Raw genomic sequence first — 23,338 nt, forward strand, 5'->3', positions numbered from 1 at the left:
GTCCCGTCAGGTCAGCGGTCCGTGAGCGGAGTCACACCGGTCGCTCCTGGTCCCGGGCCAGCCCGAGCCGCTCGCGCCAGCTGGTCCGGTCGTCCTCCCGCACCTTGGGCGCGCTGCCGGTGCCGTCGGCGACCGTCTCGTAGACCGCCAGGATGTCGGCGCCCACCGTCGACCAGTCGAAGCGCCGCACGTGCGCGGCCGCCGCCGTGCGCAGCTCGGCCAGCCGCACCGGGTCGTGCAGCAGCCGCACCGCCGCCTCGGCCAGCGCCGCCGGGTCCTCCACCGCGAACAGCTCGCCCGCCCGGCCCTGGTCCAGCACCTGGGCGAACGCGTCCAGGTCGCTGGCCAGCACCGGGGCCGCCGCCGACATCGCCTCGACCAGGATGATCCCGAAGCTCTCGCCCCCGGTGTTGGGCGCCACGTAGAGGTCGACGCTGCGCAGCAGCCGCGCCTTCTCCTCGTCGGTGACCATGCCGAGGAACTCCACCCTGGCCCGCACCTCGGGGGCCGCACCCGCCAGCGCCTCCTCCTCGTCGCCCTTGCCGGCCACCAGCAGGCGCACCTCGGGGCGGGCCGCGATGATCGCCGGCATCGCGGCGAGCAGCGTCGGCAGGCCCTTGCGCGGCTCGTTGATCCGGCCGATGAAGCCGATCGTGCCGCCGGTCCAGCGCGGATCGGCCTCGGCCCCGGCGAAGAAGTCGACGTCCACGCCGTTGGGGATCACCACCGCGTCCCCGCCCAGGTGCTCGACCAGGGTGCGGCGCGCGTACTCGCTCACGGCGATCCGGGCGCTGATCTTCTCCAGGGCCGGCTGCAGGATCGGCGAGGCCGCGACCATCGCCCGCGAGCGCGGGTTGGAGGTGTGGAAGGTGGCCACCATCGGGCCGGTCGCCGCCCAGGCGGCCAGTATCGACAGGCTGGGCGAGGTCGGCTCGTGCACGTGCAGGATGTCGAACTCCCCGTCGCGCAGCCAGCGCCGCACCCGGGTCGCCGAGATGATCCCGAAGCTCAGCCGGGCCACCGAGCCGTTGTAGGGGACGGCCACCGCCCGGCCCGCCGAGACCACGTAGGAGGGCAGCGCGGACTCGTCGTCGGCCGGGGCCAGCACCGAGACCTTGTGCCCCAGCCCGATCAGGTGCTCGGCCAGGTCGCGGATGTGGAACTGCACGCCGCCGGGGACGTCCCAGTCGTACGGGCAGACGATGCCGATCTTCACGCGCTGTCCCCCGCCTCGGCGTGCGAGGCCGGCTCGGCGTGCGAGGCCGGCTCGGCGTGCGAGGCCGGCTCGGCGTGCGAGGCCGGGGCGGTCGCCTTCCCGTCCGATGCCTGCTCCCGCGCGGCAGTTGACGACAGGTCGGCCAGCCAGAAGCGCTGCAGCATGTGCCAGTCCTGCGGATGCTCCGCGATCCCCGCCGCCCAGATGTCCGCCATCGACTGCGTCATCACCGACTTGGCCGTCTGCCGGTCCAGGTCGGCCGGCACCTCGACGGGCGGATGGATCCGGCCGGCCAGCACCGGCCCGTCGTACCAGAGGGTCACCGGCAGCAGCGCCGCCCCGGTGCGCTGGGCGAGTGCCGCGGGGCCGGCCGGCATCCGCGTGGTCTCGCCGAAGAACCGCACCGGCAGCCCCGCCTCGGACAGGTCGCGGTCGCCCACCAGGCAGATCAGCTTGCCCTCGCGCAGCCGCCGGGCCAGCGTGCCGATCACCGAGATGTCGCTGCCGGTCAGCGCCAGCACCTCCATCCCCAGGCCCTCGCGGTAGGCCACGAAGCGGTCGAAGAGCGACTCCGGCTTCAACCGCTCGGCGACCGTGGTGAAGCCGAGCCCCAGGTGCCGCACCACCCAGGCGCCGGCCAGGTCCCAGTTGCCCATGTGCGGCAGCGTGACGATCGCGCCCCGCCCGGACTCCAGCGCGGCCACCAGGTGCTCGGTGCCGTCCACCCGTACCCGGTCCGCGATCTTGCGGTCGTTCCAGACCGGCAGCCGGAAGGACTCCATCCAGTAGCGCAGGTAGGAGCGCATCCCGGCCCGCGACAGCTCGCGCAGCTCGGCCGGCGAGGCGTCCGGCCGCACCCGCGCCAGGTTCTTCTCCAGCTGGCGCACCCCGCGCCCCTGCCGCCGCCAGGCGACGTCGGCGATCCTGTCCCCCAGCACCCGCACCGCCGGCTCCGGCAGCAGCTTCAGCACCGCCCAGCCGGCGGCGTACCCGGTCTCGACCAGCTTCTCGCGCATCGTGCCGCCTCAGCTCTCCCCTGCGGTACTGCCGGCCCGCGCCTCAAGGGCCGCGGCTTCGAAGGCCTCCCGGCGCACGGTCAGCATCCGCTGCAGCACCGTGACCACACTGCCCACCCCGACCAGCCAGAGCGCCACCGGCAGCAACCACTCGACGTACGGCACCCCGAAGGTGTGCAGACCCGCCACCCCGGCCGCCACCAGGGTGATCACCAGCCGCTCGGCCCGCTCGACCAGCCCCGACACGTCGCAGGGCAACCCCAGGCTCTCCGCCCGCGCCTTGGTGTACGACACCACCTGACCGCTCGCCAGGCAGAGCACCGAGATCGCGCAGAGCAGGTCGTTGTCGCCCTTGCCCGCGTACCAGAGCGCCAGGCCGCCGAAGATCGCCGCGTCCGCCACCCGGTCCAGTGTGGAGTCCAGGAACGCCCCCCACTTGTTGGAGGTGCCCGCCTGGCGGGCCATGTTCCCGTCCACCAGGTCGGAGAAGATGAAGAGGGTGATCGTGATCGTCCCCCAGAAGAACTCCCCGCGGGGGAAGAAGACCAGCGCGCCGGCCACCGAGCCGGCCGTCCCGATCAGGGTCACCGCGTCCGGGCTCACCCCCCAGCGCAGCAGCAGCGCGGCGAACGGGGTCAGCACACGTGTGAAGAAGGCACGCGCGTATTTGTTGAGCATGGCCTTCCCGACCGCTCCGATCTCACTTCAGTCAGTCACCGGCGGCCAACAGCAGCGGCAGCACCGGGCGGCCGAGCGGATCAGCCCACCCGGCGTGACCCATGGTATCCAGGCCGCCGGACCCGCTCCGCCGCCCCACACCCGATCGGATCACGGCCGGTCAGGCCAGGTGCTGCCCGGTCGAACCGCGGCGCGGCAGCGCGCAGGCCGCGGTGCCGCCCGGCATCCGGTGCCGGTAGCGCGCCACCACCCGGTACACCGCCGCCGCCACCGGCCGCACCGGGGTCAGCCGCAGCACCGCGCCCAGGTAGGCCCAGGCGTTGCCCGAGCGCAGCAGCAGCTTCGCCACCGCCTGCGCCCCGCCGTACACCTCCCCCGACGGCGTCACCCAGAGCACCTCGCGCTCCGCGCGCTCTCGGGTGACCCCCAGCTCCGCGAGGTCGGCGAACTGGAACGGCTGCGCCGTCCACCCGCCCGAGGCCAGTGTCTGACGCAGGTAGCGCTCGGCGATCCGCACGCAGGAGCTGCAGAACGCGCAGTCCCCGTCGAAGACCAGCACCGGATCGGGGGCCCGGACCAAAGCTTCCTCGGTAACCATGGCACCGATCCTGCCGCATCCGGATCGAAGCACCCGCATTCGGGGAAGACTCGCCCCACACCGTCCGGATGACGGTTCTTCAGGAGATCACCGACCTGACAGGTCGGCGGCACGATACCCTGCCGCTGACAGGGGAGGAGGGGAGGCCGCAGCCATGAGCAAGCTCGACATGACCCCCGGGGCGCAGATACCCCGCACGGACGCCGGACCGCAGACCGCGGTCACCCAGGCACTCGCGTCGATCGCCTACCGGGACGGCGAACTCGACGCCTTCGTCAGCGCCGTGCAGGCCGGCGTGGTCGGCAAGGCCGGGCGGTTCCGGCTGCTGCGCCCCAACCTCGGCGAGGCCTTCAGCAAGGCCGTGATCGCCCGCACCCTGAGCGCCGGCCGCAAGCCCATCGTGCCCTCGTTCGGCACCGAGCCGCGCATGGTGGTCGAGCACTGCCTGGCGGCCGAGGCGCTGCGCGACAGCCGCGACCGCAGGCTGATGCTGATCACCCTGCTCACCGGCGTGCTCTTCCTGCCCGGCACGCTGCTCTGGCTCGGCGTCTTCCGGCTGCGCCTGTGGCTGCGGGCCGGCAGCGAGCGCCGGGAGGGGCTCTACGGTCCGCTGCTGCTGGCCCTGCTGCTGGTGGTGGCCGCCGCGCTCGCCTGGCGGCCGCCCTTCACCGGCCCGCTCGGGCTCTACACCCGCATGGTCATGCTGGTGCCGGTCCTGGGCTGGTTCCTCGCCAAGCGGGTCTGCCTGGCCTTCATCAAGGACATGCGGACCCGCTGGACCGACGTGATCGACGGCGGCGCGATCGCCGTGGTCCCGCAGGCGGTGCCGCGCAACGACCAGGACGCCCGGGCCGCCGCCCTGAAGACCCAGCTCACCCAGCTCTCGCTGGAGCAGGACACCAACGTCCTGCACTACGCCGGGGTCAACGGGATACTCGGCCTCGGCAAGCGCTGGGGCTCCTGGGAGATGGTCGAGGACCTGCGGCCCGCCGAGGGCCACGAGGAGTTCCGCGGCTTCCACACCTGGGACCTGGTCAAGAAGATCACCGACCGGCTGAACACCCTGGGGCGCAGCGGCGTCGGCAACGGCGCGGTCCCCAACTCCTCGGTGGAGCAGTGGGTGATCCTGGAGGTCGGGGCCGGCGCGGACGAGATCGGCCGTCCCGGCGGCCCCGACATGGACGGCCCGCGGATGCGCGACCACGCCGTGGTCAGCGTCGCCAACCGCCAGGGGTTCGGCCTCGACGGCCCGCGGCACTACCTGGGCACCCAGTTCGTGCTGAACAAGGGCCGCCTGGTGGTCAGCGTCCTGGTCACCGTCACGGTGCTCAGCAATACCCTGCGGGTCTCGGTCAACGGCCACACCCTGGGCCCGGTCCCCGGTCTGTTCCACGACAAGCCGAAGGCCAAGGAGATGAGCCGCGCCAAGACCGGCAAGTTCTGGGAGGAGGAGACCATCCAGCTGCCGCTGATCGACAACGACGAGGTGGTCCGCCAGGCCCTGCGGGCCCCCTTCCTGCGGGCCCCCGGTCTGCTCGCCTGGCTCGGCGGCACCATGAAGCTGCCCGAGCCCTTCGGCCTGCGCACCGCCTGGGCCACCGCGCCCTGGAGCAGCCGCTTCATGGCCGACGACTCGATGCGGATCGCCACCCCGGTGGTCAGCGCGGTGCAGGCCGCGACCATCGAGTTCCTCGCCGACCACGACATCAGCACCGACCGGTTCACCAACCGCTCGCTGATCCTGAAGTCGGAGATGCAGGGCGTGCGTCCGTTCAAGTCGGATGTCTACGACGCCTGGTGACGGCACCTCGGTGAGCACCTGAGCGGCCCCGGCGCCTGGCGCCGGGGCCGCTCACCGCGTGCGGGGCCGGCTCAGCCCTGCGGCCAGGCCTCGGCCAGTATCTTGCGGGTGTCCGCCAGCAGCTGCGGCAGCACCTTGGTGTGCCCGACCACCGGCATGAAGTTGGCGTCCCCGCCCCAGCGCGGCACGACGTGCTGGTGCAGGTGCGCCGCGATCCCGGCGCCGGCCGCGCCGCCCTGGTTCATCCCGATGTTGAACCCGTGCGCCCCCGAGGCCGCCCGCAGGGCCGTCATCGCCCGCTTGGTGAGCAGCGCCAGCTCGACGGTCTCCTCGTCGGTCAGCTCGGTGTAGTCGGCCACGTGCCGGTACGGGACGACCATCAGGTGGCCGCCGTTGTAGGGGTAGAGGTTGAGCACCGCGAAGACGTGCGTGCCGCGGCTGACGAGCAGCCCCTCCTCGTCGCTGAGCGCGGGGATCGAGCAGAACGGACACCCGTCGTCGGGGGAAGGCCCGGTGGGCTTGTTCTCACCCTGGATATAGGCCATGCGATGGGGCGTCCAGAGACGCCGGAAGCCGTCCGGCTCCCCGACACCCTGCTGCAGTTCCGGCTCACTCGTCATGCTGATCAGCATATTCGTCCGCGGTGGCGGACAGGCCGGTGCGGGGCGGACTCCTTCTCCGGGAGTACGCCCCGCACCGGCCTGTCAGAGGGGCGGTGCCAGAGAGGCGGTGTCAGACCTGGATGCGGCGCCGCACCGCGTCCACGATCTCCGCCACGGCCTCCGCGAGCGGCACGCCGTTCTTCTGCTCGCCGCTGCGGTAGCGGAAGCTGACCGCGCCCGCCTCGACGTCGTCGTTGCCCGCGATCAGCATGAACGGCACCTTGGACTTCTGGGCGTTGCGGATCTTCTTCTGCATCCGCTCGTCCGAGGCGTCCACCTCGACCCGGATCCCCTGCTTCTTCAGCTCGGCCGCGACCTCCTGGAGGTACGGCACGTGCTCCTCGGTGATCGGGATGCCGACCACGGTCACCGGGGCCAGCCACGGCGGCATCGCACCCGCGTAGTGCTCCAGCAGCACCGCGAAGAAGCGCTCGATCGAACCGAAGAGCGCGCGGTGGATCATCACCGGGCGCTGCCGGTTGCCGTCCGCGCCCTGGAACTCCAGCTCGAAGCGGTTCGGCAGCTGGAAGTCGACCTGGATGGTCGACATCTGCCAGGTCCGACCGATCGCGTCCCGGGCCTGCACCGAGATCTTCGGGCCGTAGAAGGCCGCGCCCTCGGGGTCCAGGACCAGTTCGAGGTTCTGCTTCTCGGCCGCCGCGCGCAGCGTCTCGGTGGCCTCCTCCCAGTCCTCGTCCGAGCCGATCGACTTCTGCGGGTCCCGGGTGGAGAGCTCCAGGTAGAAGTCGGTCAGGCCGTAGTCGCGCAGCAGGTCCAGCACGAAGGTGAGCAGCGAGTCCAGCTCGCCGGCCATCTGCTCCTTGGTGCAGTAGATGTGCGCGTCGTCCTGGGTGAAGCCGCGGGCCCGGGTCAGGCCGTGCACCACACCCGACTTCTCGTACCGGTACACCGTGCCGAACTCGAAGAGCCGCAGCGGAAGTTCACGGTAGGAGCGACCGCGCGAGCGGTAGATCAGGTTGTGCATCGGGCAGTTCATCGGCTTGAGGTAGTAGTCGTTCTCGCCGTCGAGCTGCATGGGCGGGTACATGCCGTCGGCGTACCAGTCCAGGTGCCCGGAGAGCTCGAACAGGGTGCCCTTGGTGGCGTGCGGGGTGTAGACGAACTCGTAGCCCGCCTCCTCGTGCCGCTTGCGCGAGTAGTCCTCCATGGCCCGGCGCATCACGCCGCCCTTGGGGTGGAAGACCGCCAGGCCGGAGCCGATCTCCTCCGGGATGGAGAAGAGGTCCAGCTCGCTGCCGAGCTTGCGGTGGTCGCGCTTGGCGGCCTCGACGAGGAAGTCCAGGTGCGCCTTCAGCTCGTCCTTGGTCGGCCAGGCGGTCCCGTAGAGGCGCTGGAGCTGCTGGTTCTTCTCGCTGCCCCGCCAGTACGCGGCGGCCGAGCGCATGATCTTGAAGGCCGGGATCATCCGGGTGCTCGGCAGGTGCGGGCCGCGGCACAGGTCGCCCCAGCAGAGCTCGCCGCTCTTCGGGTCGAGGTTGTCGTAGATGGTCAGCTCGCCGCCGCCCACCTCGACGTCCGCGCCCTCGCCGGCCGTGGCGGCCGAGCCCTTGAGGCCGATCAGCTCCAGCTTGTACGGCTCGTTCGCCAGCTCCTCGCGGGCCGCCTCGTCGGTGACCACCCGGCGGGCGAACTTCTGCCCGCGCTTGATGATCTCCTGCATCTTCTTCTCGACGGCCTTGAGGTCATCGGGGTGGAACGGCCTCTCGACGTCGAAGTCGTAGTAGAAGCCGTCCTTGATCGGCGGGCCGATGCCCAGCTTGGCCTCGGGGAAGATCTCCTGCACGGCCTGGGCCATCACGTGCGCGGTGGAGTGGCGCAGGATGTTGAGGCCGTCCTGGCTGGTGATCTCGACGGGCTCGACCTCGTCGCCCTCCCGCAACTGGTAGGCGAGGTCCTTCAGGTCACCCGCCACGCGCGCGGCGATGACCGCGCGGTCCTCGGCGAACAGCTCGGCGGCGGTGGTGCCCGTGGTCACCACGCGCTCTTCCCGATCGGGTTCGCGGTTGATGAATACCCGGACGTCCGTCACCGGTCTCTCCTGACGTGCTGGCTTTGATGGGGCGCAGCAGGTGCTGCGTTCACCGATGGTACCGAGCCCGCCGCGCCCGCCGTGCGCGCGGCCGGGCCGAACGGGATTGAAGGGGTACGGCCCCGGGGTATCACCTGCTCGGCACCGCACCGCGAGCCGGTGCACCGTCAGTCCTCGACGGTGCACCAGGCCGGTTCGGCGGGAGCGCCCAGGGGAGCTGAGGGGTGGTCATGATGGAGAATCCGCACTGGTACGAGGGACCACTCGCCTCCTTCGACACCGAGACCACCGGCGTGGACGTGGAGCAGGACCGCGTGGTGTCGGCCGCGCTGGTCCTGCAGCCCGCGCCGGACGCCCCGGTGGAGCGGCTGACTTGGCTGGTCGACCCGGGCATCCCGATCCCGGACGGCGCCCGCGCGGTGCACGGCATCACCGACGAGCAGGTCCGCGCGCACGGCCGCTCGCCGGTGCTGGCCACCGCCGAGATAGCCGGGGCACTGGCCGAGCAGGCGCGGGCCGGGGTGCCGCTGGTGGTGATGAACGCGCCCTACGATCTGACGCTGCTGGACCGGGAGTTGCGCCGGCACCGGCAGGGTTCGCTGGCGGCCGAGCTGGCCGGGGCCCGGCTGCTGGTGGTCGACCCGCGGGTGCTGGACAAGCACGTGGACCGCTACCGCAAGGGCCGGCGCACCCTGACCGACCTGTGCGCGCACTACGGGGTCGAGCTCGCCGCCGCGCACGACGCGGGCGCCGACGCCTGGGCCGCGCTGCAGTTGGTCCGCGCGCTCGGCCGGCGGCACAGCGCCGCACTGGGCGACCTCTCCGCCGCCGAGCTGCACCTGCGGCAGGCCCGCTGGCACGCGGCCCAGGCGCGCGGGCTGCAGAACTGGTTCGACCGGTCCGGCACTCCGGAGCGGGTCGACCGCTCCTGGCCGCTGCGCCCGGTCCGCTGCGCCGGCTGCGGCGTGCCGCTGGCCGCGGAGCACCGCTGCGAGAGCGCGGCCTGAGCGGTGGCCCGCGCCGCGCCCTGAGAGCGCGGCGCGGAATCCGCCCTGACCATGCATCGGGCCCCAACTGCCGTGGCAGTTGGGGCCCGATGTTGTCCGGTGGGCGATACTGGGATCGAACCAGTGACCCCTTCGGTGTGAACGAAGTGCTCTCCCGCTGAGCTAATCGCCCGGGCAACGAGATGAACAATAGCACCGTCCCGGGGGTGCCCCGCAACGCGGTTCGGAGCACCGCACCCCGGCGGCCGCCCGACGGCACGACAGCAGCCGTACCGGAAAGGCCCGGTGACGCGTCCTCAGTTCTCCGGACTTCCACCGCACCGCTGTCCGGGCGTTGCGGAACAACAGAAAAGGCGTAGGACCCCGGCCAATAAATAACCGAGGTCCTACGCCTTACTTGCAATCCGGTGGGCGATACTGGGATCGAACCAGTGACCCCTTCGGTGTGAACGAAGTGCTCTCCCGCTGAGCTAATCGCCCGGCTGCAGGGAAAACATTACCCCATCCCGAGGGGCGCTCCGCGCCACCCTCACCCTGGCGACTCCGGACCGGCTCCCACCAGCCCAGCTGTCGCCAATCGTCACGATCAGTCACCATTCCCGGCCATTCCCGAGCATGCGTCCGATCCCCTGGCGGCACCCGCCCGCGCCGCGCCGATTTCCGCTCGCAGTCCGGTTCCGCCCCGGTTCCGGACCAATGCGCAATGCGCCGGAAGGGTTACCGGTGCCCCCCGAATCGGGACAGAGGGGTTTACATCGCCGCTGGGGGTGGGATGGTCCGTTCGCCGACGTGCGATTCCCCGAGCGCACACTGAGCGAAAGGCCCTGGCGCTTATGAACACCACGGTCAGCTGCGAGCTGCACCTGCGCCTCATCGTGTCCAGCGAGTCGTCACTGCCCGTCCCCGCGGGCCTGCGCTACGACACTGCCGACCCCTATGCCGTGCACGCCACCTTCCACACCGGTGCCGACGAGACCGTGGAGTGGGTGTTCGCCCGCGACCTCCTCGCGGAGGGGCTGCACCGACCCACCGGCACTGGCGACGTCCGGGTGTGGCCGTCACGCAGCCACGGACAGGGAGTCGTCTGCATCGCGCTGTCCTCCCCCGAGGGGGAGGCCCTGCTGGAAGCCCCGGCCCGGGCGCTTGAGTCCTTCCTCAAGCGGACCGACGCCGCCGTGCCGCCCGGCACCGAGCATCGCCACTTCGATCTGGATCGGGAGCTGTCGCACATCCTCGCCGAGAGCTGAAGCGCCGGGGGCGCTCCCCCGGTCGTCGGTCGACCCACCGAGGTCGACGTGCTGGGTCGACGGTCAGGTCGACCTCCCAGGTGGCTGTCCTACTCGGGGGCACGGCCACCGATACCACCGCGTTCCGCGGTCTCGGGGCCGGTCGTCCTCGGCGTTCGCGGCAGCAGCGCGAGCGCCCGACCGAAGGCGCCCGGTGTCATGGCATCTCGTCCGCCCCGCGCGGACAAGGGCCGCGGCACCGGGCGCCTTCGGCGTTCGGCCGCCCCGGCCCGGTAGAGTTCGGCGGTGTTGACCCGACGCGGGCGGCACCTCCGCCCCCGGCGCACGCGAGGAGCTCCCACGTGCTGATCACCCATGACACCGAGTGCGCCCTGGGCATCCTGGTCGACCTGCTGAACACCGCGCCGCAAGTCGGCGGATACGAGCAGCTGGCGGACCTGACCGCGCTGGACGGCTTCGTGGCGCGGCACGACATCAGCGAGCTGGACGCCGTCACGGCGGCGGACCTGGCCGCGGTGCACTCGCTGCGCGGCCGACTGCGGGAGATCTTCGGCGCCTCCTCCACCGAGGCGGCCGCCGGGCTGGTGAACACCCTGGTGGCGGCGGTGAACGCGACGCCGCGGCTGACCGACCACGACGGCCACGGCTGGCACATGCACTACTTCGCCCCGCACGCGGCGCTGGCCGACCACCTGGCGGCCGAGCTGGGGATGGCGCTGGGCCTGATCCTGATGGCCGGCGAGCGGGAGCGGCTGCGCCGCTGCGAGGCGCCCGACTGCGCGCGGGTCTTCGTGGACCTGTCCCGCAACCGCTCGCGCCGCTACTGCGACAGCCGCACCTGCGGGAACCGGATGCACGTGGCCGCCTACCGGGCCCGGCAGCGTTCGGCGGCGGACGACGCCGGTGTGGCGCTCGGCGTCGGCTGAGCACTGCCCGGGGCGAGCACTGCCCGGGGCGGCCGCAAAGGCCCGCACGGGCCGCACGGGCCGCACCGCCGCGCTCAGATGCCGCGCTCAGATGCCGCGCTTGCGCAGGATCTCCTCGATGTCGGAGAAGTCGCCGAGCTCCTCGGCCGCGCTCTTGCCCTGCTCGGGCCCGATAGCGGTGGGAGCGGCGGCGGTGGAGGAAGCGGGGGCGGCAGCGGCGCCCTGGCGGGACTCGCGGCCCCGCTTCGCGGCCGGGCGCCCCTGCTCACCGGTGACCTCGCCGCCGCCTGCGCCACCGGTGCCCAGCCGGCTCAGCACGATCAGCAGCACCGCGAGGCCGAGCAGCACGATGCCGCTCCACACCCGGGGGGCGAAGACCAGCCCCGAGACCCAGTGACCGACCGCGTGGCCGATGGCGGTGCCGACCGGCACCAGCCCGGTCAGGTAGACCCCGGCGGGCAGCAGTGCCAGCCCGGCCCACCGGGTGGCCCTGCGCCAGCGTCGGCGCCAGGCGTGCAGGCCGGCCACCACCAGGCCGGCGGCGCTGAGGGCGTAGCAGATAGCACCGGTGAGCATGGCCTCGCTCCGTCCCGTTCGGCGGTCGGTCGGCCCTGTCCGTTCAGGGTCCCTGGTAGTGGAACACTGGGCGCATGACCGAAGGTTCCCTGCCCCATCTCGAGTTCTGGTGCGAATTGCAGTGCCCGGACTGCCGCACCGCCCTGGACGACGTCCGCGCCCTGCGGGAGCGCTACGGCGACGCGCTGACCGTCTCGCTGCGCCACTTCCCGCTGGAGAAGCACAAGCATGCCTACGCGGCCGCGGAGGCGGCCGAGGAGGCGTTCGCGCAGGGACAGGGGTGGCCCTTCGTGGAGGCGGTGCTGGCCCGGGTCGCGGAGCTGGAGCAGCGCGGTCCCGAGCTGCTGATCGAGGTGGCCGCCGGTCTGGGCCTGGACGCCGAGGAGGTCGAGCTGGCGCTCATCGACGGGCGGCACATGCTGGCCGTCGACGCCGACCAGGCCGAGGGCAAGGCGATCGGGGTCGCCGGCACGCCGACGTACCTGGTGGCCGGGCAGCGACTGGACGGCGGGCAGAGCCAGCAGGGCCTGCGGGAGCGGATCATCGAGCTGCTGGAGGCATAGAGGCCTCGCCGGGCGGCGGCGGGCGGGTACCGCCGGGCTCAGAGCGCCTTGGCGAGCACCCGCGCGGTGATCCGGTAGCCCAGGGAGTCGTAGAGGCCGATGGCGACCTGGTTGGCCGTGTACACGTTGAGGCCCAGGGCGGGGATGCCGGCCGCGAGGCATTCCCGTTCGGCCAGCAGCATCAGCTCGCGGCCGAAACCGCTGCCGCGCTCCTCGGGTGGCACCTCGACGGTCATCACCCAGGCCCGCGGGGTGCCGTCCGGCAGCCGGGCGCCGCTCAGCGCGAGCCAGAGGCTGCCCACCGGGCGGCCCTCGGAGATCAGCAGGCGCAGCACGACGCCCTCGGTGGCGTGCCCTCGGGTGAGCAGTTGGCTGTGGTCGGCCTCGCAGAGTTCGTGGGCCTGGGCCTCGGTGAGGCCGGAGCCCACCAGGTGCCTGCGGTACTCGGCCTTGGTGGCGGCGAGCCAGTCGGGGAAGGCGTCCGCGTCGATCTGACGGACCATCAGGTCAGCTCGCGGGGCGGGTGCCCGGCCCAGGCGCTTGAGCAGCTTCCGGTTGGTCTCGGTGTAGCCCAGGGCCAGCGCCAGGGCGTGCGCGGGGGCGGCCTCGGCCGGCACGGTGACCTCGGCGCGGTAGCAGCCCCAGGCGCGCAGCACCTCCTCGGCGGCGAGCACCGCGATGGTGCCGCGGCCGCGGCGGCGGCCCTCGAAGATCTCCAGCTCGGCGATCCGGCCGGTCAGGTGGGTGCCGTGCGGACGGGCGCCGGTGCGCACCGAGCCGACCGGGCGGCCATTGGCGCAGACCAGCCAGCGGCGGTCGCGCCCGCCGTCGGAGTGGGCCTCTTCGGGGCCGGCGGGGCGCAGCGTGGTGGTCATGGCGAGTCTCTTCCCCCGGCGGACCGGCGCGTAACGACGTACCGGACCCATGGCGGCTCCCCCGGCGGCGGCCCGGCCGGCAGGCGGCCCACCGGCCGGGCCGCCGCCGGTCATCGCGGGGTCATCGCGAGGTCATCGCGGGGCCATCGCGAGGTCATCGCGGGGCCATCGCCAGGTCAGGGATCGAGGTCGTCGGCCGAGCGGGCGGCGAACGCGGCCATGGCACGGGTGGTCACCGGGCCGGGAGCGGCCAGGAGGCGGTCGTCGACCCGGGAGACGGCCTGGACGTCGCGCAGGGTGGAGGTGAGGAAGACCTCCTCCGCCTCGCGCAGCACCGCGAAGGGCAGTTCGACCTCCTCGGCGCCGCACCACTCGGCGACCAGGGCGCGGGTGACACCGGCCAGGCAGCCGGAGGCCAGCGGCGGGGTGAGCAGCCTGCCGCCCACGACCACGAAGACGTTGGAGCCGGTGCCCTCGCAGAGCTGGCCCGCGGTGTTGGCGAAGAGCGCCTCGGAGGCGTCCTGGCGGTGGGCGTGCGCGAGCGCGACGACGTTCTCCGCGTAGGAGGTGGTCTTGAGGCCGGCGACCGCGCTGTGCTCGTTGCGGGTCCAGGGGACGGTGGCGACGGCGGTGGTGTCGGGGCGCACGGCGGCGGCGCCGAGGGCGATCACCAGGGTGGGCGGGGCGTCGCCGCGGTCGGAGCCCAGCGGGGCGAGGCCACCGGTGAAGGTGATCCGCAGCCGGCCGAGCGGCATCGGGTTCGCGGCGAGGACGGCCTCGCAGCCCTTGCGGACCGCTTCGAGATCGGGGGCGGGCAGGCCCAGGCCGGCGGCCGAGCGGGCCAGCCGGTCCAGGTGGCGGGTGAGCGCGAAGGCCTGTCCGTTGACGGTCTTGATGGTCTCGAAGACGCCGTCGCCGACGGTGAGTCCGTGGTCGAAGACGGAGACCTCGGCGGCGGCCTCCTCGACCAGCACTCCGTTGAGCCAGATCATCGGGGTCACTCCTCCAGGGTGGTGGGGTAGCGGAGTGGAGCGTTCTACTCCGGCTGCTGGCCCGACGCTATCGCGACCAGGCGGGCGGCCTTGAGTTCGGTTTCGGCCCATTCGGCCTCCGGGTCGGAGCCCCAGGTGATGCCGGCGCCGGTGCCGAAGTGCAGTACCGGAGTGGCGGGGGCGCTCCGGTCGATCCAGAACGTGCGGATGCCGACGGCGAGTTCGGCCCGGCCGCGGTCGGCGTCGACCCAGCCGACGGCACCGCAGTAGGGGCCGCGCGGCGCGGTCTCCAGTCGCTCGATGACGCGCAGCGCACTGGACTTGGGCGCGCCGGTGACCGAGCCGGGCGGGAAGGTGGCGGTCAGCAGCTCGGGCCAGCCGGCGTCGGCGCGCAGCGTGCCGGCGACGGTGGAGACCAGGTGGACCAGGCCGGGGTGCTTCTCGACCACGCACAGGTCCGGGACGGTGATGCTGCCGGTGGCGCAGGCCCGGCCGAGGTCGTTGCGGACCAGGTCGACGATCATCACGTTCTCGGCGTGGTCCTTGTCGAGCAGGTCGTGCTCGGTGCGCCCGGTGCCCTTGATCGGGCCGGAGGCGACGGTGCGGCCGGTGCGGGCGAGGTAGAGCTCGGGCGAGGCGGTGGCGATCTCCACACCGTGCTCGGGCAGCCGGATGGTGCCGGCGTAGGGGGCCGGGTTGCCCAGCGCCAGCAGGCCGGTGAGCGCGTCGATGTCGCTGCGGGCCGGGTCGGGGTCGGGCAGCGGCGCGGTCATCACCCGGCAGAGGTTGGCCTGGTAGACCTCGCCGGCCGCGATGTGCTCGCGGATCCGGCGGACACCCGCGAGGTAGGCGGCGCGGTCCAGCGAGCTCCGCCAGCTGTCGGGGTGGGGGCCGTGCCAGCGGTGGTGGACCGGGACGGGGGCCGGGTCGGGACGGACCTCGGCGAACCGGGCGCAGGTGAGGCGTCCTTCGAAGTCGTGGGCCACGGCCCACCAGCCCTCGCTCTCCAGGGCGGCGGGGTCGTGGGTCACCTCGCGCAGCCCGGTGGCGAGCCGGCCGCCGAAGCGGGCGATCGGCTGGTCGGGGCGCGGGGCTTCGCTGACGGGGGACACGGCTCTCCTGCTGGTGGTGCGCGGTCCGCGGCGGGCAGGGGTGGGCCCGGCGGGCGAGTCGGGGCGGGACGGGGTGCGTGGGGTGCGGTGAGTCGAGAGTCTAGGTCGCCTCCTGCTCGCGATCCTGGTCGCGGGGGCCTTGCGCCAGCTGACCTGCGCGGACGCGGAGGGCCTCGGACGAGCCCCGCGGCGCCGCGTTCGGCGGCCGCTCCGCGACGGGCCTGGGATACGGAATTTGAGCTGGCCCAGGTTTCCGCTAAAGTTCAACACGTCGCCGGGAAACGGAGCCGCTACGGAGCGGGGAAGAGCTCGGAAGACAGGCGGACGTGGCTCAGTTGGTAGAGCATCACCTTGCCAAGGTGAGGGTCGCGAGTTCGAATCTCGTCGTCCGCTCGGCGAAGGACAGCAAGATCGTTCTTCCTGATAGAGTTCAGCCGAAGTTGCCTGGTGGAGTGGCCGAGAGGCGAGGCAACGGCCTGCAAAGCCGTCTACACGGGTTCAAATCCCGTCTCCACCTCCAAGAGGTCCCCGGTCTCCGGGGTCTTCCCGCGCGATTAGCTCAGCGGGAGAGCACTACCTTGACACGGTAGGGGTCACTGGTTCAATCCCAGTATCGCGCACCAGCCCTTCGGGGCGCGGCCTCACGAGGCCTGCGGCGGCACCTCGCGGTGCGGCTGACCCGCGCGATTAGCTCAGCGGGAGAGCACTACCTTGACACGGTAGGGGTCACTGGTTCAATCCCAGTATCGCGCACCGATCCTCCGGGATCACGGACTGCTCCTGTCGGTGCGGTCGATCCGCGCGATTAGCTCAGCGGGAGAGCACTACCTTGACACGGTAGGGGTCACTGGTTCAATCCCAGTATCGCGCACAGTTCAGAGCCGAAGGGCCGGATCCTCATCGAGGGTCCGGCCCTTCGGCGTTGGGCGACCACAGAGCTGGGCAGGCCGGAGCCGGGCGGCACAGGGTCGGACACCGCACAGTCGAGTGCCGTGCACGGGGCGCCCTCACCGACGTCCGTACACGGCACTCGTGGATCCCGGAGCGGCACCACCCGCTTCTCGCCCGTCCGCGTGTCCCCGCGGGGGCGCTCACCCCGGTCCTGCGCGGCCGCCCCCGCGGGGGCGGCCCGGCGTCCGATCCCTGTCCCCTGGGATCAGCGCCCGATCAGGTCGGCCACCGCCCTGGTCTGGGTGACCATCTGGTCCCACCCGCCGAAGAGCGCCATCAGCGCGATGGCGAAGGGCAGGGCGATCGCCAGCGCGACGGCCGGATGGCGCTCCTGGCGGGCGGGCCGCTGCGCCTGCTGGCGCCGCTGGACCCGGGCGATGAGCGACCGCCGGTACTCGGTGGTTCCGGTGAGCTGCGTGGCCATCGTCCTGCTCCTGCCGCTGTCGGTTCGTCCGGGTGCCGGGTGGTGGCTCTGCGGCGGTGGACGGAAGTCTCGGGGGACGAGTGCCCCGTCCACCGCTGACCTCAACGGTAGGCGGCAGCTGGGCTGGTGACGTCATGCCTGCGTATCGTTCGAAGGCTGCCCGGGAGGATGAGGACGCTCCCCCCGGCGTACTACCGCAGATGGAGGGGCAGGGTTGTCAACCCCCGAGGGAACCCCGAGAGAAGACCCTGAGAGCGGCCTCCGGAGGAGCCGCCGGCCGACGCGGAGCGAGTTCGGGCGGGCCGCCGGAACGGGTGCGGCGGGGCCCCGGGGCGGCGGCGGGACCGGCCGTCAGTGGAGATCGGACAATCCCACCGGCGGTTCGCGTGTTGCGTATCAGCACACCGCAGCCGACAGTCCGTAAGCTGTGCCCGACGAAACTGATGACGCCCCGATCTGCGGGGCCCACCTCACGGCTTGCCCACCTGACGGGCTGACGGGGACGACATGGCGATGATGCGGCTGAGGCGTGAGGACCCCCGCATCGTCGGCCCGTACCGGTTGCACCGGCGGCTCGGCGCCGGCGGGATGGGCGTGGTCTACCTGGGCTCCGACCGCAAGGGCCAGCGGGTGGCGCTGAAGCTGATCCGGGCCGAGCTTGCCGAGGACGCCGAGTTCCGCACCCGGTTCGCCCGCGAGGTCGCGGCCGCCTCCCGGATCCGGGCCGGCTGCACGGCCCGGGTGGTCGGCTCGGACCTGGAGACGGAGCGGCCGTGGCTGGCCACCGCCTACGTCCCCGGACCCTCGCTGTACAAGCGGGTCGGCGACGAGGGGCCGCTGCCCTGGCCCGAGGTGGCCAGGATCGGGGCCGCGCTGGCGGACGGCCTGGTGAAGGTGCACGAGGCCGGCGTGGTGCACCGCGACCTGAAGCCCTCCAACATCCTGCTCTCCCCCAAGGGTCCGCGGATCATCGACTTCGGCATCGCCTGGTCGCGCGGGGCCAGCACGCTCACCCACGTCGGCACGGCGGTCGGCTCGCCCGGCTTCCTGGCGCCCGAGCAGGTGCGCGGCGCGGCCGTGACGCCGGCCACCGACGTGTTCGCGTTCGGGGCGACGCTGGCGTACGCGCTCACCGGTGACACGCCGTTCGGCTCCGGCGCCTCCTCCGAGGTGATGCTGTACCGGGTGGTGCACGAGGAGCCGGACCTCTCCGAGGTGCCGGCGCCGCTCGCCCCGCTGATCGGGGCCTGCCTGGCCAAGGAGCCGATGGAGCGGCCCGGCGCCGCCCACCTGCACGAGCGGCTGAGCGAGCTGGCCGCCCGGGCCGCGGCCGGCCGCGGCCGGACCGCCCCCACCGCGGTACCGCCGCCGGCCGCCGGGGCGCAGGACCGGGTGCGGGAGCACGAGCGCGCGGTGACCGCGCGCGAGGGCAGCGTGCGGGAATCGGCCACCCGCGCGGCGGAACGGGCCGAACGGGCGGCGCGCGAGGCGGACGAGGCACGGGCGCTGGGGCAGCCGCGGTTCGCCCGCTCGGCTCCGTACCCGCCGCCGCACGGCAGCGCGCCCACCGGGCACCCGCCGGTCGGCGCGCCCCTGCCGCCGGTGCGGCCACGACCGGAGGGCGCCGGGCGGCCCCAGCCGCGCGAGCGCCAGCACACCCCGCCCCCCGGGCGGGTGCTGGACGCCCGGCGGCGGCTGCGGCGGCAGCGGCTGGTGGTCTTCATCACGGTGACGATCGGGGTCGCGCTGGCCATCGCGGCGGCGCAGGGCTGCGAGAACCGGCGCTCCCAGGGGCTGGCGCCGCCGCAGCGCGCGGTGGCGGCACAGGCCGCGCCGGACGGGGCGGGCAGGGCGGCGAGCGTCTCTGCGGCGCCGGCGATCGGCCTCTCGGCGGACGGCGCGCAGCCGGCGGGGTCGGCCGCGGCCCCGGCGACGCGTACCGGTGCCGGGACCGGTGGCGGTGCCGGGACCGGTGGCGGCAGCCCCGCGGCTCCGCAGGCCCCGGCGGCACCAGGCGCCCCGGCGGGCCCGGCCGGCGGGGCGGCGGCCGTGCTCGGTCCGGCGAGCGAGCCGGTGCCGGCCGCGGACTGGTCCAACCGCAGCTACAGCGACCCGGCCGGCGGTCCGGCGATCGCGCTGCGCGGCGGCCGCTCGGCCGCCGACCCGGCCCCCGGCGCGCCGGTGGTCACGCTGACCGGCGTGCTGCCCGCCCGCTTCCACGGCGCGCCGGCCACCGTGGTGGTGCTGCGGCGCACCGAGGGCTCGGTGCCGGTGGACCTGGTCGAGTTGTTCGGCTTCACCGCCGACTCCCCCGTCCCGCTGACCGCGCGCAGTTCGGCCGCCGACCCGCAGTCCACCGTCAGCTGGCGGCTGGAGGAGGGCGCGCTGGTCCGCGAGGAGCGGATGACCATGACCGGGGCCACGGCGACCACCCGCTACACGGTGCGCCCGGACGGCGGCCTGGACGAGTCCTGGCCGGGCGCCGGGGTCTCGGGCGGCATCGGGATCGGCGCACCGGCCGCCGCGAGCGCGAGCTGACGGCCTCACCCACCGGTTCGGGCCGACCGCCCGGACAGACCGCCCGGACCGACGGCCCGGACCGACGGCCCGGACAGACGACGCGTCGGGTCAACATCGCGAGCCCGGGGGCGCGTTGGAGCGCAACGGGCGCGGGCGGGCGCTGCGTGCGGGCGCCGGGGTTCTCGCTGTCAGTGATGGGTGCGAGACTCTCCGGCATGAAACGGATGCCGCCCGACCCAGAGCGTCTGGAGCAGTACCAGCAGCGGCTGCGCGAGTTCGCCGCGAGTCCGCCCTATCCGCTGCTCGGGCTGCGGCGCCCCGTGGTGGTGCCCGCCTACCTGGCCCAGTGGCGGCGCGAGCAGGGCGAGGTGGTCAGCGCCACCCTCGCGTACGGCGACCGGCGGGAGAGCGGCGGCCCCTTCGTCACGGTGACCACCGAGCCGCCGGGCAGCGCCGGGCAGCCGGGCGATCCGCTGCGGCTGCTGCGGGACCAGGTCGGGAACGGCACTCCGCCGGCGGCCCAGGGGCCGCCGGTGCGCGAGCGGGTGGCGCGTGGCGAGCTGTTCCGGCTGGGCGAGGCCTGGGCGCTGCGCACGGCGGTCGGCGACCAGGCGGTGACCATCGTCGGGCACGGCCCGGCCCCGGAGGACGTCGAGGTCGGCCCGGTCGAGGACCTGCTGCCGTACGTGACGGCACGGGGCGAGCTCTTCGCCAGGATCGGCGCCGAGCGACGGGCGGTGCCGGAGCCGGTGCTGCCCCCGGCCTCGGGGGTCGCCGCGGTGCGCGCCTTCCTGGAGACCTTCCTGCCGGGCGGGCCGGACGCCGGGGCGGCCTACCGGGCGCTGGGGCGCCGCGCGGTGGCGGAGCTGGACCAGGTGCTGGGCCGCGGCCCGCGGCAGGCCGAGTACCTGGTGTCCTCGATGGTCAACCAGCTCTCCCAACTGCGGGTCCAGCTGCCCTGGTTCACCGAGGAGGACGGGCCGCGCGCCGCCGCGCTGGAGGAGCTGCTGCGGCACTACGGGCTGCGCCAGCCGGTCTCGGGCCAGGCCGCGATGGACCTCTGGGACCGCTACTGGGAGCTTGCTGACAGCGCCGAGCCCGCGGCGGCGGCGCCGCTGCTGGCCCCGTGGGCGCAGGCGTGGACGGCGTGGGCCGCGGAGCGCAACGAGGCCGCCGAGGGCGCCGAGGGCGCCGACTGACGGACCGTCGGCCCGGGTGGCGAAGGCATTGGAGCAGGTGGATGAGGTCCCGTCGTTCCCTACACTTGCTCAGATGCCCAAGGAGACCACGCTCGCCCCCATCGTCGTCGACCACGATCCCGCATGGCGGGACCAAGGAATCGCCCTCGCCGGCGAACTGCGCTCGGCACTCGCGCCCCTGGCACTGCAGGTCGAGCACATCGGCAGCACAGCCATCCCCGGCATGGCGGCCAAGCCGGTGTTCGACCTGCAGGTCAGCGTCATGGACCTGCGCCAGGCCGAGCAGGCGTTCGACCAGCCGCTGGCCGACCGGGGGTTCCAGCGATCCCCCTACCAGCACGACCACGTCCCCGCCGGCCGCGACGACGACCCGCAGCGCTGGACGAAGAGACTGTGGTCACGGCGCGGGCACTCGGGCGCGGACGTCAACCTGCACGTCCGCCTCCTCGGCTCGCCCAACGAACGACTCGCCCTGCTGTTCCGCGACTGGTTCCGGGCCCACCCCACGGCGGTCCCCGCCTATGCCGGCTTCAAGAAGGTCCTGGCGGACTCCGTCAGCGACACCGGCGTCTACGCCGACGTCAAGGACCCCGTCGTCGACCTCGTCATCACGGTCGCCGAGCCCTGGGCCACCGAGGGCAAGTGGACGCCGCACGCCGGCACGAGCCCCCGGGAATGATCCCCACGACGGCGGTCCCGCGCGTGGTCCGCCTCACCTGAGGGTGTGGGAGCACCTCAACACGCGGGCCCACCAGCCCCGAGGCCGGGGTTGACGGCGTAGAAGGCCACGGCGGCGGCCGCACCCACGTTGAGCGAGTCGATGCCGTGCGCCATCGGGATCCGCACCCGCTGGTCGGCGGCGGCCAGCGCCCGCGCGGTCAGGCCGTCGCCCTCGGCGCCGAGCAGCAGGGCGGCCTTGGGGAGGCGGTGCGGAGCGGCCTGGGCGAGGTCGACCGAGCCCTCGGCCGGGGTGAGGGCGAGCAGTTGGAAGCCCGCGTCGCGCAGCGTGGCGAGCGCGGCCGGCCACGGCTCCAGGCGCGCGTAGGGCACGGAGAAGACGGCGCCCATCGAGGTCTTGACGGCCCGCCGGTAGAGCGGATCGGCGCAGTCCGGGGAGAGCAGCACCGCGTCCATGCCGAGGGCGGCGGCGCTGCGGAAGATGGCGCCCAGGTTGGTGTGGTCGACCAGGCCTTCGAGCACCGCGACCCGGCCGGCGCCCTGCAGCACCTCCGCGACCTCGGGCAGCGGCTTGCGCGCCATCGAGGCGAGCGCGCCCCGGTGCACGTGGTAGCCGGTCACCTGCTCGGCGAGCCGGGGTTCGACCAGGTGCACGGGAGCGTCGACGTCGGCGATCACGTCCGCCATCACGTCCAGCCACTTGGCGGTGAGCAGCATCGATCGCATCTCGTACCCGGCGGCCAGCGCGCGGCGGATCACCTTCTCCCCCTCGGCGATGAACAGGCCCTCGGCGGGTTCGCGGCGGCGGCGCAGTTCGACGTCGGTCAGGTCGGTGTAGTCGGCCAGCCGCGGGTCGGCGGGGTCGGTGATGGTGCTGGGCTCGGACATGCTGCTCTCAGACGGGCGTCAACGGACGGGGAGGTTCAGCGGGTGGCCGGGTCGAGGACGTGGACGACGTCGCCGATCACGATGACGGCCGGCGGGCGGACACCCTCGGCCACCACGGTGTCGGCCACCGTGGCGAGGGTGGCGTCGATCCGGCGCTGGGCGGCGGTGGTGCCCTCCTGGACCACCGCGACCGGCGTCCCGGCAGCGCGCCCGGCCGCGATCAGCTTGGCGGCGATGGCGCCGATCCGCTCGACCGCCATCAGCAGCACCAGGGTGCCGGACATCTGCGCGGCCGCCTCCCAGTTGACCAGCGAGCGCGGGTCCTCGGGGGCGACGTGGCCGGAGATCACGGTGAACTCGTGGGTCATGCCGCGGTGGGTGACCGGGATGCCGACGGCGGCCGGCACGCTGATCGAGCTGGAGATGCCGGGCACCACGGTGACCGGGATGCCCGCCTCGGCACAGGCGAGCAGCTCCTCGCCGCCGCGCCCGTAGACGTAGGGGTCGCCGCCCTTGAGCCGGACCACGAACCTGCCCGCCTTGGCGTGCTCGATCAGCGCCTGGTTGATCGCCTCCTGGGCCATGAACCGGCCGTAGGGGATCTTGGAGGCGTCGATCACCTCGACGTGCGGGGACAGCTCGGCGAGCAGCTCGCGCGGGGCCAGTCGGTCGGCGACCACCACGTCGGCGTCGGCCAGCAGCCGGCGGCCGCGCACGGTGATCAGGTCCGGGTCACCGGGACCGCCGCCGACCAGCGCCACGCCGGCCGCGCGCCGCCGGTACTGCTGCGCGCTGAGGCTGCCGTCGCGCAGCCCCTCGACGATGGTGCTGCGCAGCGCGGCGGAGTGCCGGGGGTCGCCGGTCAGCACGGCGACGGTGGTGCCTTCGTCGTGGCCGGTGGCGGGGGTCCAGGCGGTGGCGGCGGCCGCGTCGTCGCTGCGGGCGCAGAAGATCCGGTGACGCTCCGCCTCGGCGCTGACCGCCTCGTTGACGGCGTGGTCGTCGGTGGCGACCAGCACGTACCAGGCCTCGGCCAGATCGCCGTCGGTGTAGCCGCGCCGCTGCCAGCTCAGCTCGCCCGCGTCCGCCATCGCCTGCACGGCCGGGGTGGTGCTCGGCGAGATCAGCTCGACCACCGCGCCGGCGGCTATCAGCGCGGGCAGCCGGCGCTGGGCCACCTGGCCGCCGCCGACCACCACGACCCGGCGGCCGGTCAGCAGCAGGCCCACGGGGTAGGGGGTGCGGCCCTCCGTGCTCGGGTGGGGATTGGGACCGGTCATCGGCGGGCTCCTGGGGGGCTGGTGCGGTCTGTGCGGGAAAGGCAGGGCCCCGCACCGGCGCCCTCGGGCCGGTGCGGGG

The 23,338-nt window shown here is 73.5% G+C and carries 20 protein-coding genes, 7 tRNA genes and 1 pseudogene; 13 read left to right on the top strand and 15 right to left on the bottom strand.

The window, feature by feature from the left end; all coding sequences use genetic code 11:
• Positions 1-31 precede the first annotated feature (31 nt).
• From OG455_RS06365 to OG455_RS06380, 4 genes are all read right to left on the bottom strand, one after another.
• Entirely contained in the window at positions 32-1,216 is a 1,185-nt protein-coding gene (locus OG455_RS06365; protein WP_266291106.1) for a glycosyltransferase family 4 protein, read from the bottom strand.
• Entirely contained in the window at positions 1,213-2,232 is a 1,020-nt protein-coding gene (locus tag OG455_RS06370) for a phosphatidylinositol mannoside acyltransferase (RefSeq protein ID WP_266291108.1), read from the bottom strand. The genes OG455_RS06365 and OG455_RS06370 overlap by 4 nt, the downstream gene beginning before the upstream one ends.
• Before the next feature lie 9 nt (positions 2,233-2,241).
• Positions 2,242-2,910, bottom strand: a complete 669-nt coding sequence (pgsA, locus tag OG455_RS06375) for a phosphatidylinositol phosphate synthase (protein WP_266291110.1) — start codon at positions 2,908-2,910, stop codon at positions 2,242-2,244.
• Positions 2,911-3,070: 160 nt separating this feature from the next.
• On the bottom strand, positions 3,071-3,508 hold the full coding sequence (locus OG455_RS06380; RefSeq protein WP_266291112.1) for a thiol-disulfide oxidoreductase DCC family protein: 438 nt from the start codon (positions 3,506-3,508) through the stop codon (positions 3,071-3,073).
• A 154-nt stretch (positions 3,509-3,662) separates the two neighbouring features.
• Between OG455_RS06380 and OG455_RS06385 the strand changes: the two genes are divergently transcribed.
• A complete protein-coding gene (locus tag OG455_RS06385; protein WP_266291114.1) occupies positions 3,663-5,309 on the top strand; it encodes a hypothetical protein in 1,647 nt (548 codons plus the stop codon).
• 71 nt (positions 5,310-5,380) lie between these two features.
• On the opposite strand, the gene OG455_RS06390 is transcribed toward OG455_RS06385, so the two are convergent.
• Together OG455_RS06390 and thrS are read right to left on the bottom strand one after the other, a co-directional pair.
• Positions 5,381-5,941: an HIT domain-containing protein gene (locus tag OG455_RS06390; protein WP_266291116.1), complete on the bottom strand. Its 561-nt coding sequence runs from the start codon at positions 5,939-5,941 to the stop codon at positions 5,381-5,383.
• A gap of 100 nt (positions 5,942-6,041) precedes the next feature.
• The gene (gene thrS / locus OG455_RS06395) at positions 6,042-8,021 is read right to left on the bottom strand and encodes a threonine--tRNA ligase (protein WP_266291118.1); all 1,980 of its coding nucleotides are present in this window, start codon (positions 8,019-8,021) and stop codon (positions 6,042-6,044) included.
• Between the two features lie 230 nt (positions 8,022-8,251).
• Between thrS and OG455_RS06400 the strand changes: the two genes are divergently transcribed.
• Entirely contained in the window at positions 8,252-9,028 is a 777-nt protein-coding gene (locus OG455_RS06400) for an exonuclease domain-containing protein (RefSeq protein ID WP_266291120.1), read from the top strand.
• A gap of 100 nt (positions 9,029-9,128) precedes the next feature.
• Here the strand turns inward: OG455_RS06400 and OG455_RS06405 are convergent.
• Together OG455_RS06405 and OG455_RS06410 are read right to left on the bottom strand one after the other, a co-directional pair.
• Positions 9,129-9,200, bottom strand: a tRNA-Val gene (locus tag OG455_RS06405).
• Between the two features lie 236 nt (positions 9,201-9,436).
• Positions 9,437-9,508: transfer RNA gene (locus OG455_RS06410), tRNA-Val, on the bottom strand.
• A gap of 353 nt (positions 9,509-9,861) precedes the next feature.
• Between OG455_RS06410 and OG455_RS06415 the strand changes: the two genes are divergently transcribed.
• Positions 9,862-10,275 (top strand): SsgA family sporulation/cell division regulator, encoded by a 414-nt coding sequence (locus tag OG455_RS06415; RefSeq protein WP_030056266.1) that lies wholly within the window; start codon positions 9,862-9,864, stop codon positions 10,273-10,275.
• A 341-nt stretch (positions 10,276-10,616) separates the two neighbouring features.
• A complete protein-coding gene (locus OG455_RS06420; protein WP_266291122.1) occupies positions 10,617-11,201 on the top strand; it encodes a CGNR zinc finger domain-containing protein in 585 nt (194 codons plus the stop codon).
• A gap of 87 nt (positions 11,202-11,288) precedes the next feature.
• Here OG455_RS06420 and OG455_RS06425 read toward each other — a convergent pair whose 3' ends face one another.
• A complete protein-coding gene (locus OG455_RS06425; RefSeq protein ID WP_266291124.1) occupies positions 11,289-11,777 on the bottom strand; it encodes a hypothetical protein in 489 nt (162 codons plus the stop codon).
• Between the two features lie 74 nt (positions 11,778-11,851).
• Here OG455_RS06425 and OG455_RS06430 point away from each other — a divergent pair, with 74 nt between their 5' ends.
• Positions 11,852-12,340 (top strand): DsbA family protein, encoded by a 489-nt coding sequence (locus tag OG455_RS06430; RefSeq protein WP_266291126.1) that lies wholly within the window; start codon positions 11,852-11,854, stop codon positions 12,338-12,340.
• 38 nt (positions 12,341-12,378) lie between these two features.
• Here the strand turns inward: OG455_RS06430 and OG455_RS06435 are convergent, their stop codons facing one another.
• From OG455_RS06435 to OG455_RS06445, 3 genes are all read right to left on the bottom strand, one after another.
• Positions 12,379-13,215: a GNAT family N-acetyltransferase gene (locus OG455_RS06435; protein WP_266291128.1), complete on the bottom strand. Its 837-nt coding sequence runs from the start codon at positions 13,213-13,215 to the stop codon at positions 12,379-12,381.
• Positions 13,216-13,391: 176 nt separating this feature from the next.
• The gene (locus tag OG455_RS06440) at positions 13,392-14,207 is read right to left on the bottom strand and encodes an aminotransferase class IV (RefSeq protein WP_266291130.1); all 816 of its coding nucleotides are present in this window, start codon (positions 14,205-14,207) and stop codon (positions 13,392-13,394) included.
• Positions 14,208-14,251: 44 nt separating this feature from the next.
• The gene (locus tag OG455_RS06445) at positions 14,252-15,319 is read right to left on the bottom strand and encodes a chorismate-binding protein (RefSeq protein WP_266291132.1); all 1,068 of its coding nucleotides are present in this window, start codon (positions 15,317-15,319) and stop codon (positions 14,252-14,254) included.
• Between the two features lie 320 nt (positions 15,320-15,639).
• Between OG455_RS06445 and OG455_RS06450 the strand changes: the two genes are divergently transcribed.
• The 5 genes from OG455_RS06450 to OG455_RS06470 all read left to right on the top strand — a co-directional run bounded on the left by OG455_RS06450 (position 15,640) and on the right by OG455_RS06470 (position 16,190).
• Positions 15,640-15,712, top strand: a tRNA-Gly gene (locus OG455_RS06450).
• A gap of 53 nt (positions 15,713-15,765) precedes the next feature.
• Positions 15,766-15,839 (top strand) — tRNA-Cys (locus tag OG455_RS06455).
• Between the two features lie 28 nt (positions 15,840-15,867).
• Positions 15,868-15,942: transfer RNA gene (locus OG455_RS06460), tRNA-Val, on the top strand.
• A gap of 58 nt (positions 15,943-16,000) precedes the next feature.
• A tRNA-Val gene (locus OG455_RS06465) sits at positions 16,001-16,072 on the top strand.
• A gap of 46 nt (positions 16,073-16,118) precedes the next feature.
• Positions 16,119-16,190: transfer RNA gene (locus OG455_RS06470), tRNA-Val, on the top strand.
• 285 nt (positions 16,191-16,475) lie between these two features.
• On the opposite strand, the gene OG455_RS06475 is transcribed toward OG455_RS06470, so the two are convergent.
• Positions 16,476-16,694 (bottom strand): hypothetical protein, encoded by a 219-nt coding sequence (locus tag OG455_RS06475; protein ID WP_266291134.1) that lies wholly within the window; start codon positions 16,692-16,694, stop codon positions 16,476-16,478.
• Positions 16,695-17,201: 507 nt separating this feature from the next.
• On the opposite strand from OG455_RS06475, the pseudogene OG455_RS06480 reads away from it, so the two are divergent.
• From OG455_RS06480 to OG455_RS06490, 3 genes and pseudogenes are all read left to right on the top strand, one after another.
• Positions 17,202-18,491: pseudogene (locus OG455_RS06480) on the top strand (serine/threonine-protein kinase); the annotation flags it as partial.
• A gap of 938 nt (positions 18,492-19,429) precedes the next feature.
• Entirely contained in the window at positions 19,430-20,413 is a 984-nt protein-coding gene (locus OG455_RS06485) for a hypothetical protein (RefSeq protein ID WP_266291136.1), read from the top strand.
• A 73-nt stretch (positions 20,414-20,486) separates the two neighbouring features.
• A complete protein-coding gene (locus OG455_RS06490) occupies positions 20,487-21,092 on the top strand; it encodes a GrpB family protein (protein ID WP_266291138.1) in 606 nt (201 codons plus the stop codon).
• Between the two features lie 56 nt (positions 21,093-21,148).
• Here the strand turns inward: OG455_RS06490 and OG455_RS06495 are convergent, their stop codons facing one another.
• Both OG455_RS06495 and cobA read right to left on the bottom strand, forming a co-directional pair.
• On the bottom strand, positions 21,149-21,979 hold the full coding sequence (locus OG455_RS06495) for an RNA methyltransferase (RefSeq protein WP_266291140.1): 831 nt from the start codon (positions 21,977-21,979) through the stop codon (positions 21,149-21,151).
• Between the two features lie 35 nt (positions 21,980-22,014).
• Complete coding sequence (gene cobA, locus OG455_RS06500; RefSeq protein WP_266291142.1) at positions 22,015-23,259, bottom strand: uroporphyrinogen-III C-methyltransferase; 1,245 nt, start codon at positions 23,257-23,259, stop codon at positions 22,015-22,017.
• Between the last annotated feature and the right edge of the window lie 79 nt (positions 23,260-23,338).

Origin of the sequence: Kitasatospora sp. NBC_01287, from assembly GCF_026340565.1 — a bacterium.
GTDB lineage: Bacteria > Actinomycetota > Actinomycetes > Streptomycetales > Streptomycetaceae > Kitasatospora.

Coding starts and splice junctions, on each gene's coding strand:
- OG455_RS06400 (WP_266291120.1), top strand. CDS start 8,252: ATGATGGAGAATCCGCACTGGTACGAGGGACCACTCGCCTCCTTCGAC.
- OG455_RS06495 (WP_266291140.1), bottom strand. CDS start 21,979: ATGTCCGAGCCCAGCACCATCACCGACCCCGCCGACCCGCGGCTGGCC.
- OG455_RS06485 (WP_266291136.1), top strand. CDS start 19,430: ATGAAACGGATGCCGCCCGACCCAGAGCGTCTGGAGCAGTACCAGCAG.
- OG455_RS06415 (WP_030056266.1), top strand. CDS start 9,862: ATGAACACCACGGTCAGCTGCGAGCTGCACCTGCGCCTCATCGTGTCC.
- OG455_RS06380 (WP_266291112.1), bottom strand. CDS start 3,508: ATGGTTACCGAGGAAGCTTTGGTCCGGGCCCCCGATCCGGTGCTGGTC.
- OG455_RS06490 (WP_266291138.1), top strand. CDS start 20,487: ATGCCCAAGGAGACCACGCTCGCCCCCATCGTCGTCGACCACGATCCC.
- OG455_RS06475 (WP_266291134.1), bottom strand. CDS start 16,694: ATGGCCACGCAGCTCACCGGAACCACCGAGTACCGGCGGTCGCTCATC.
- cobA (WP_266291142.1), bottom strand. CDS start 23,259: ATGACCGGTCCCAATCCCCACCCGAGCACGGAGGGCCGCACCCCCTAC.
- OG455_RS06435 (WP_266291128.1), bottom strand. CDS start 13,215: ATGACCACCACGCTGCGCCCCGCCGGCCCCGAAGAGGCCCACTCCGAC.
- OG455_RS06385 (WP_266291114.1), top strand. CDS start 3,663: ATGAGCAAGCTCGACATGACCCCCGGGGCGCAGATACCCCGCACGGAC.
- OG455_RS06390 (WP_266291116.1), bottom strand. CDS start 5,941: ATGCTGATCAGCATGACGAGTGAGCCGGAACTGCAGCAGGGTGTCGGG.
- pgsA (WP_266291110.1), bottom strand. CDS start 2,910: ATGCTCAACAAATACGCGCGTGCCTTCTTCACACGTGTGCTGACCCCG.
- OG455_RS06370 (WP_266291108.1), bottom strand. CDS start 2,232: ATGCGCGAGAAGCTGGTCGAGACCGGGTACGCCGCCGGCTGGGCGGTG.
- OG455_RS06440 (WP_266291130.1), bottom strand. CDS start 14,207: ATGATCTGGCTCAACGGAGTGCTGGTCGAGGAGGCCGCCGCCGAGGTC.
- OG455_RS06425 (WP_266291124.1), bottom strand. CDS start 11,777: ATGCTCACCGGTGCTATCTGCTACGCCCTCAGCGCCGCCGGCCTGGTG.
- OG455_RS06430 (WP_266291126.1), top strand. CDS start 11,852: ATGACCGAAGGTTCCCTGCCCCATCTCGAGTTCTGGTGCGAATTGCAG.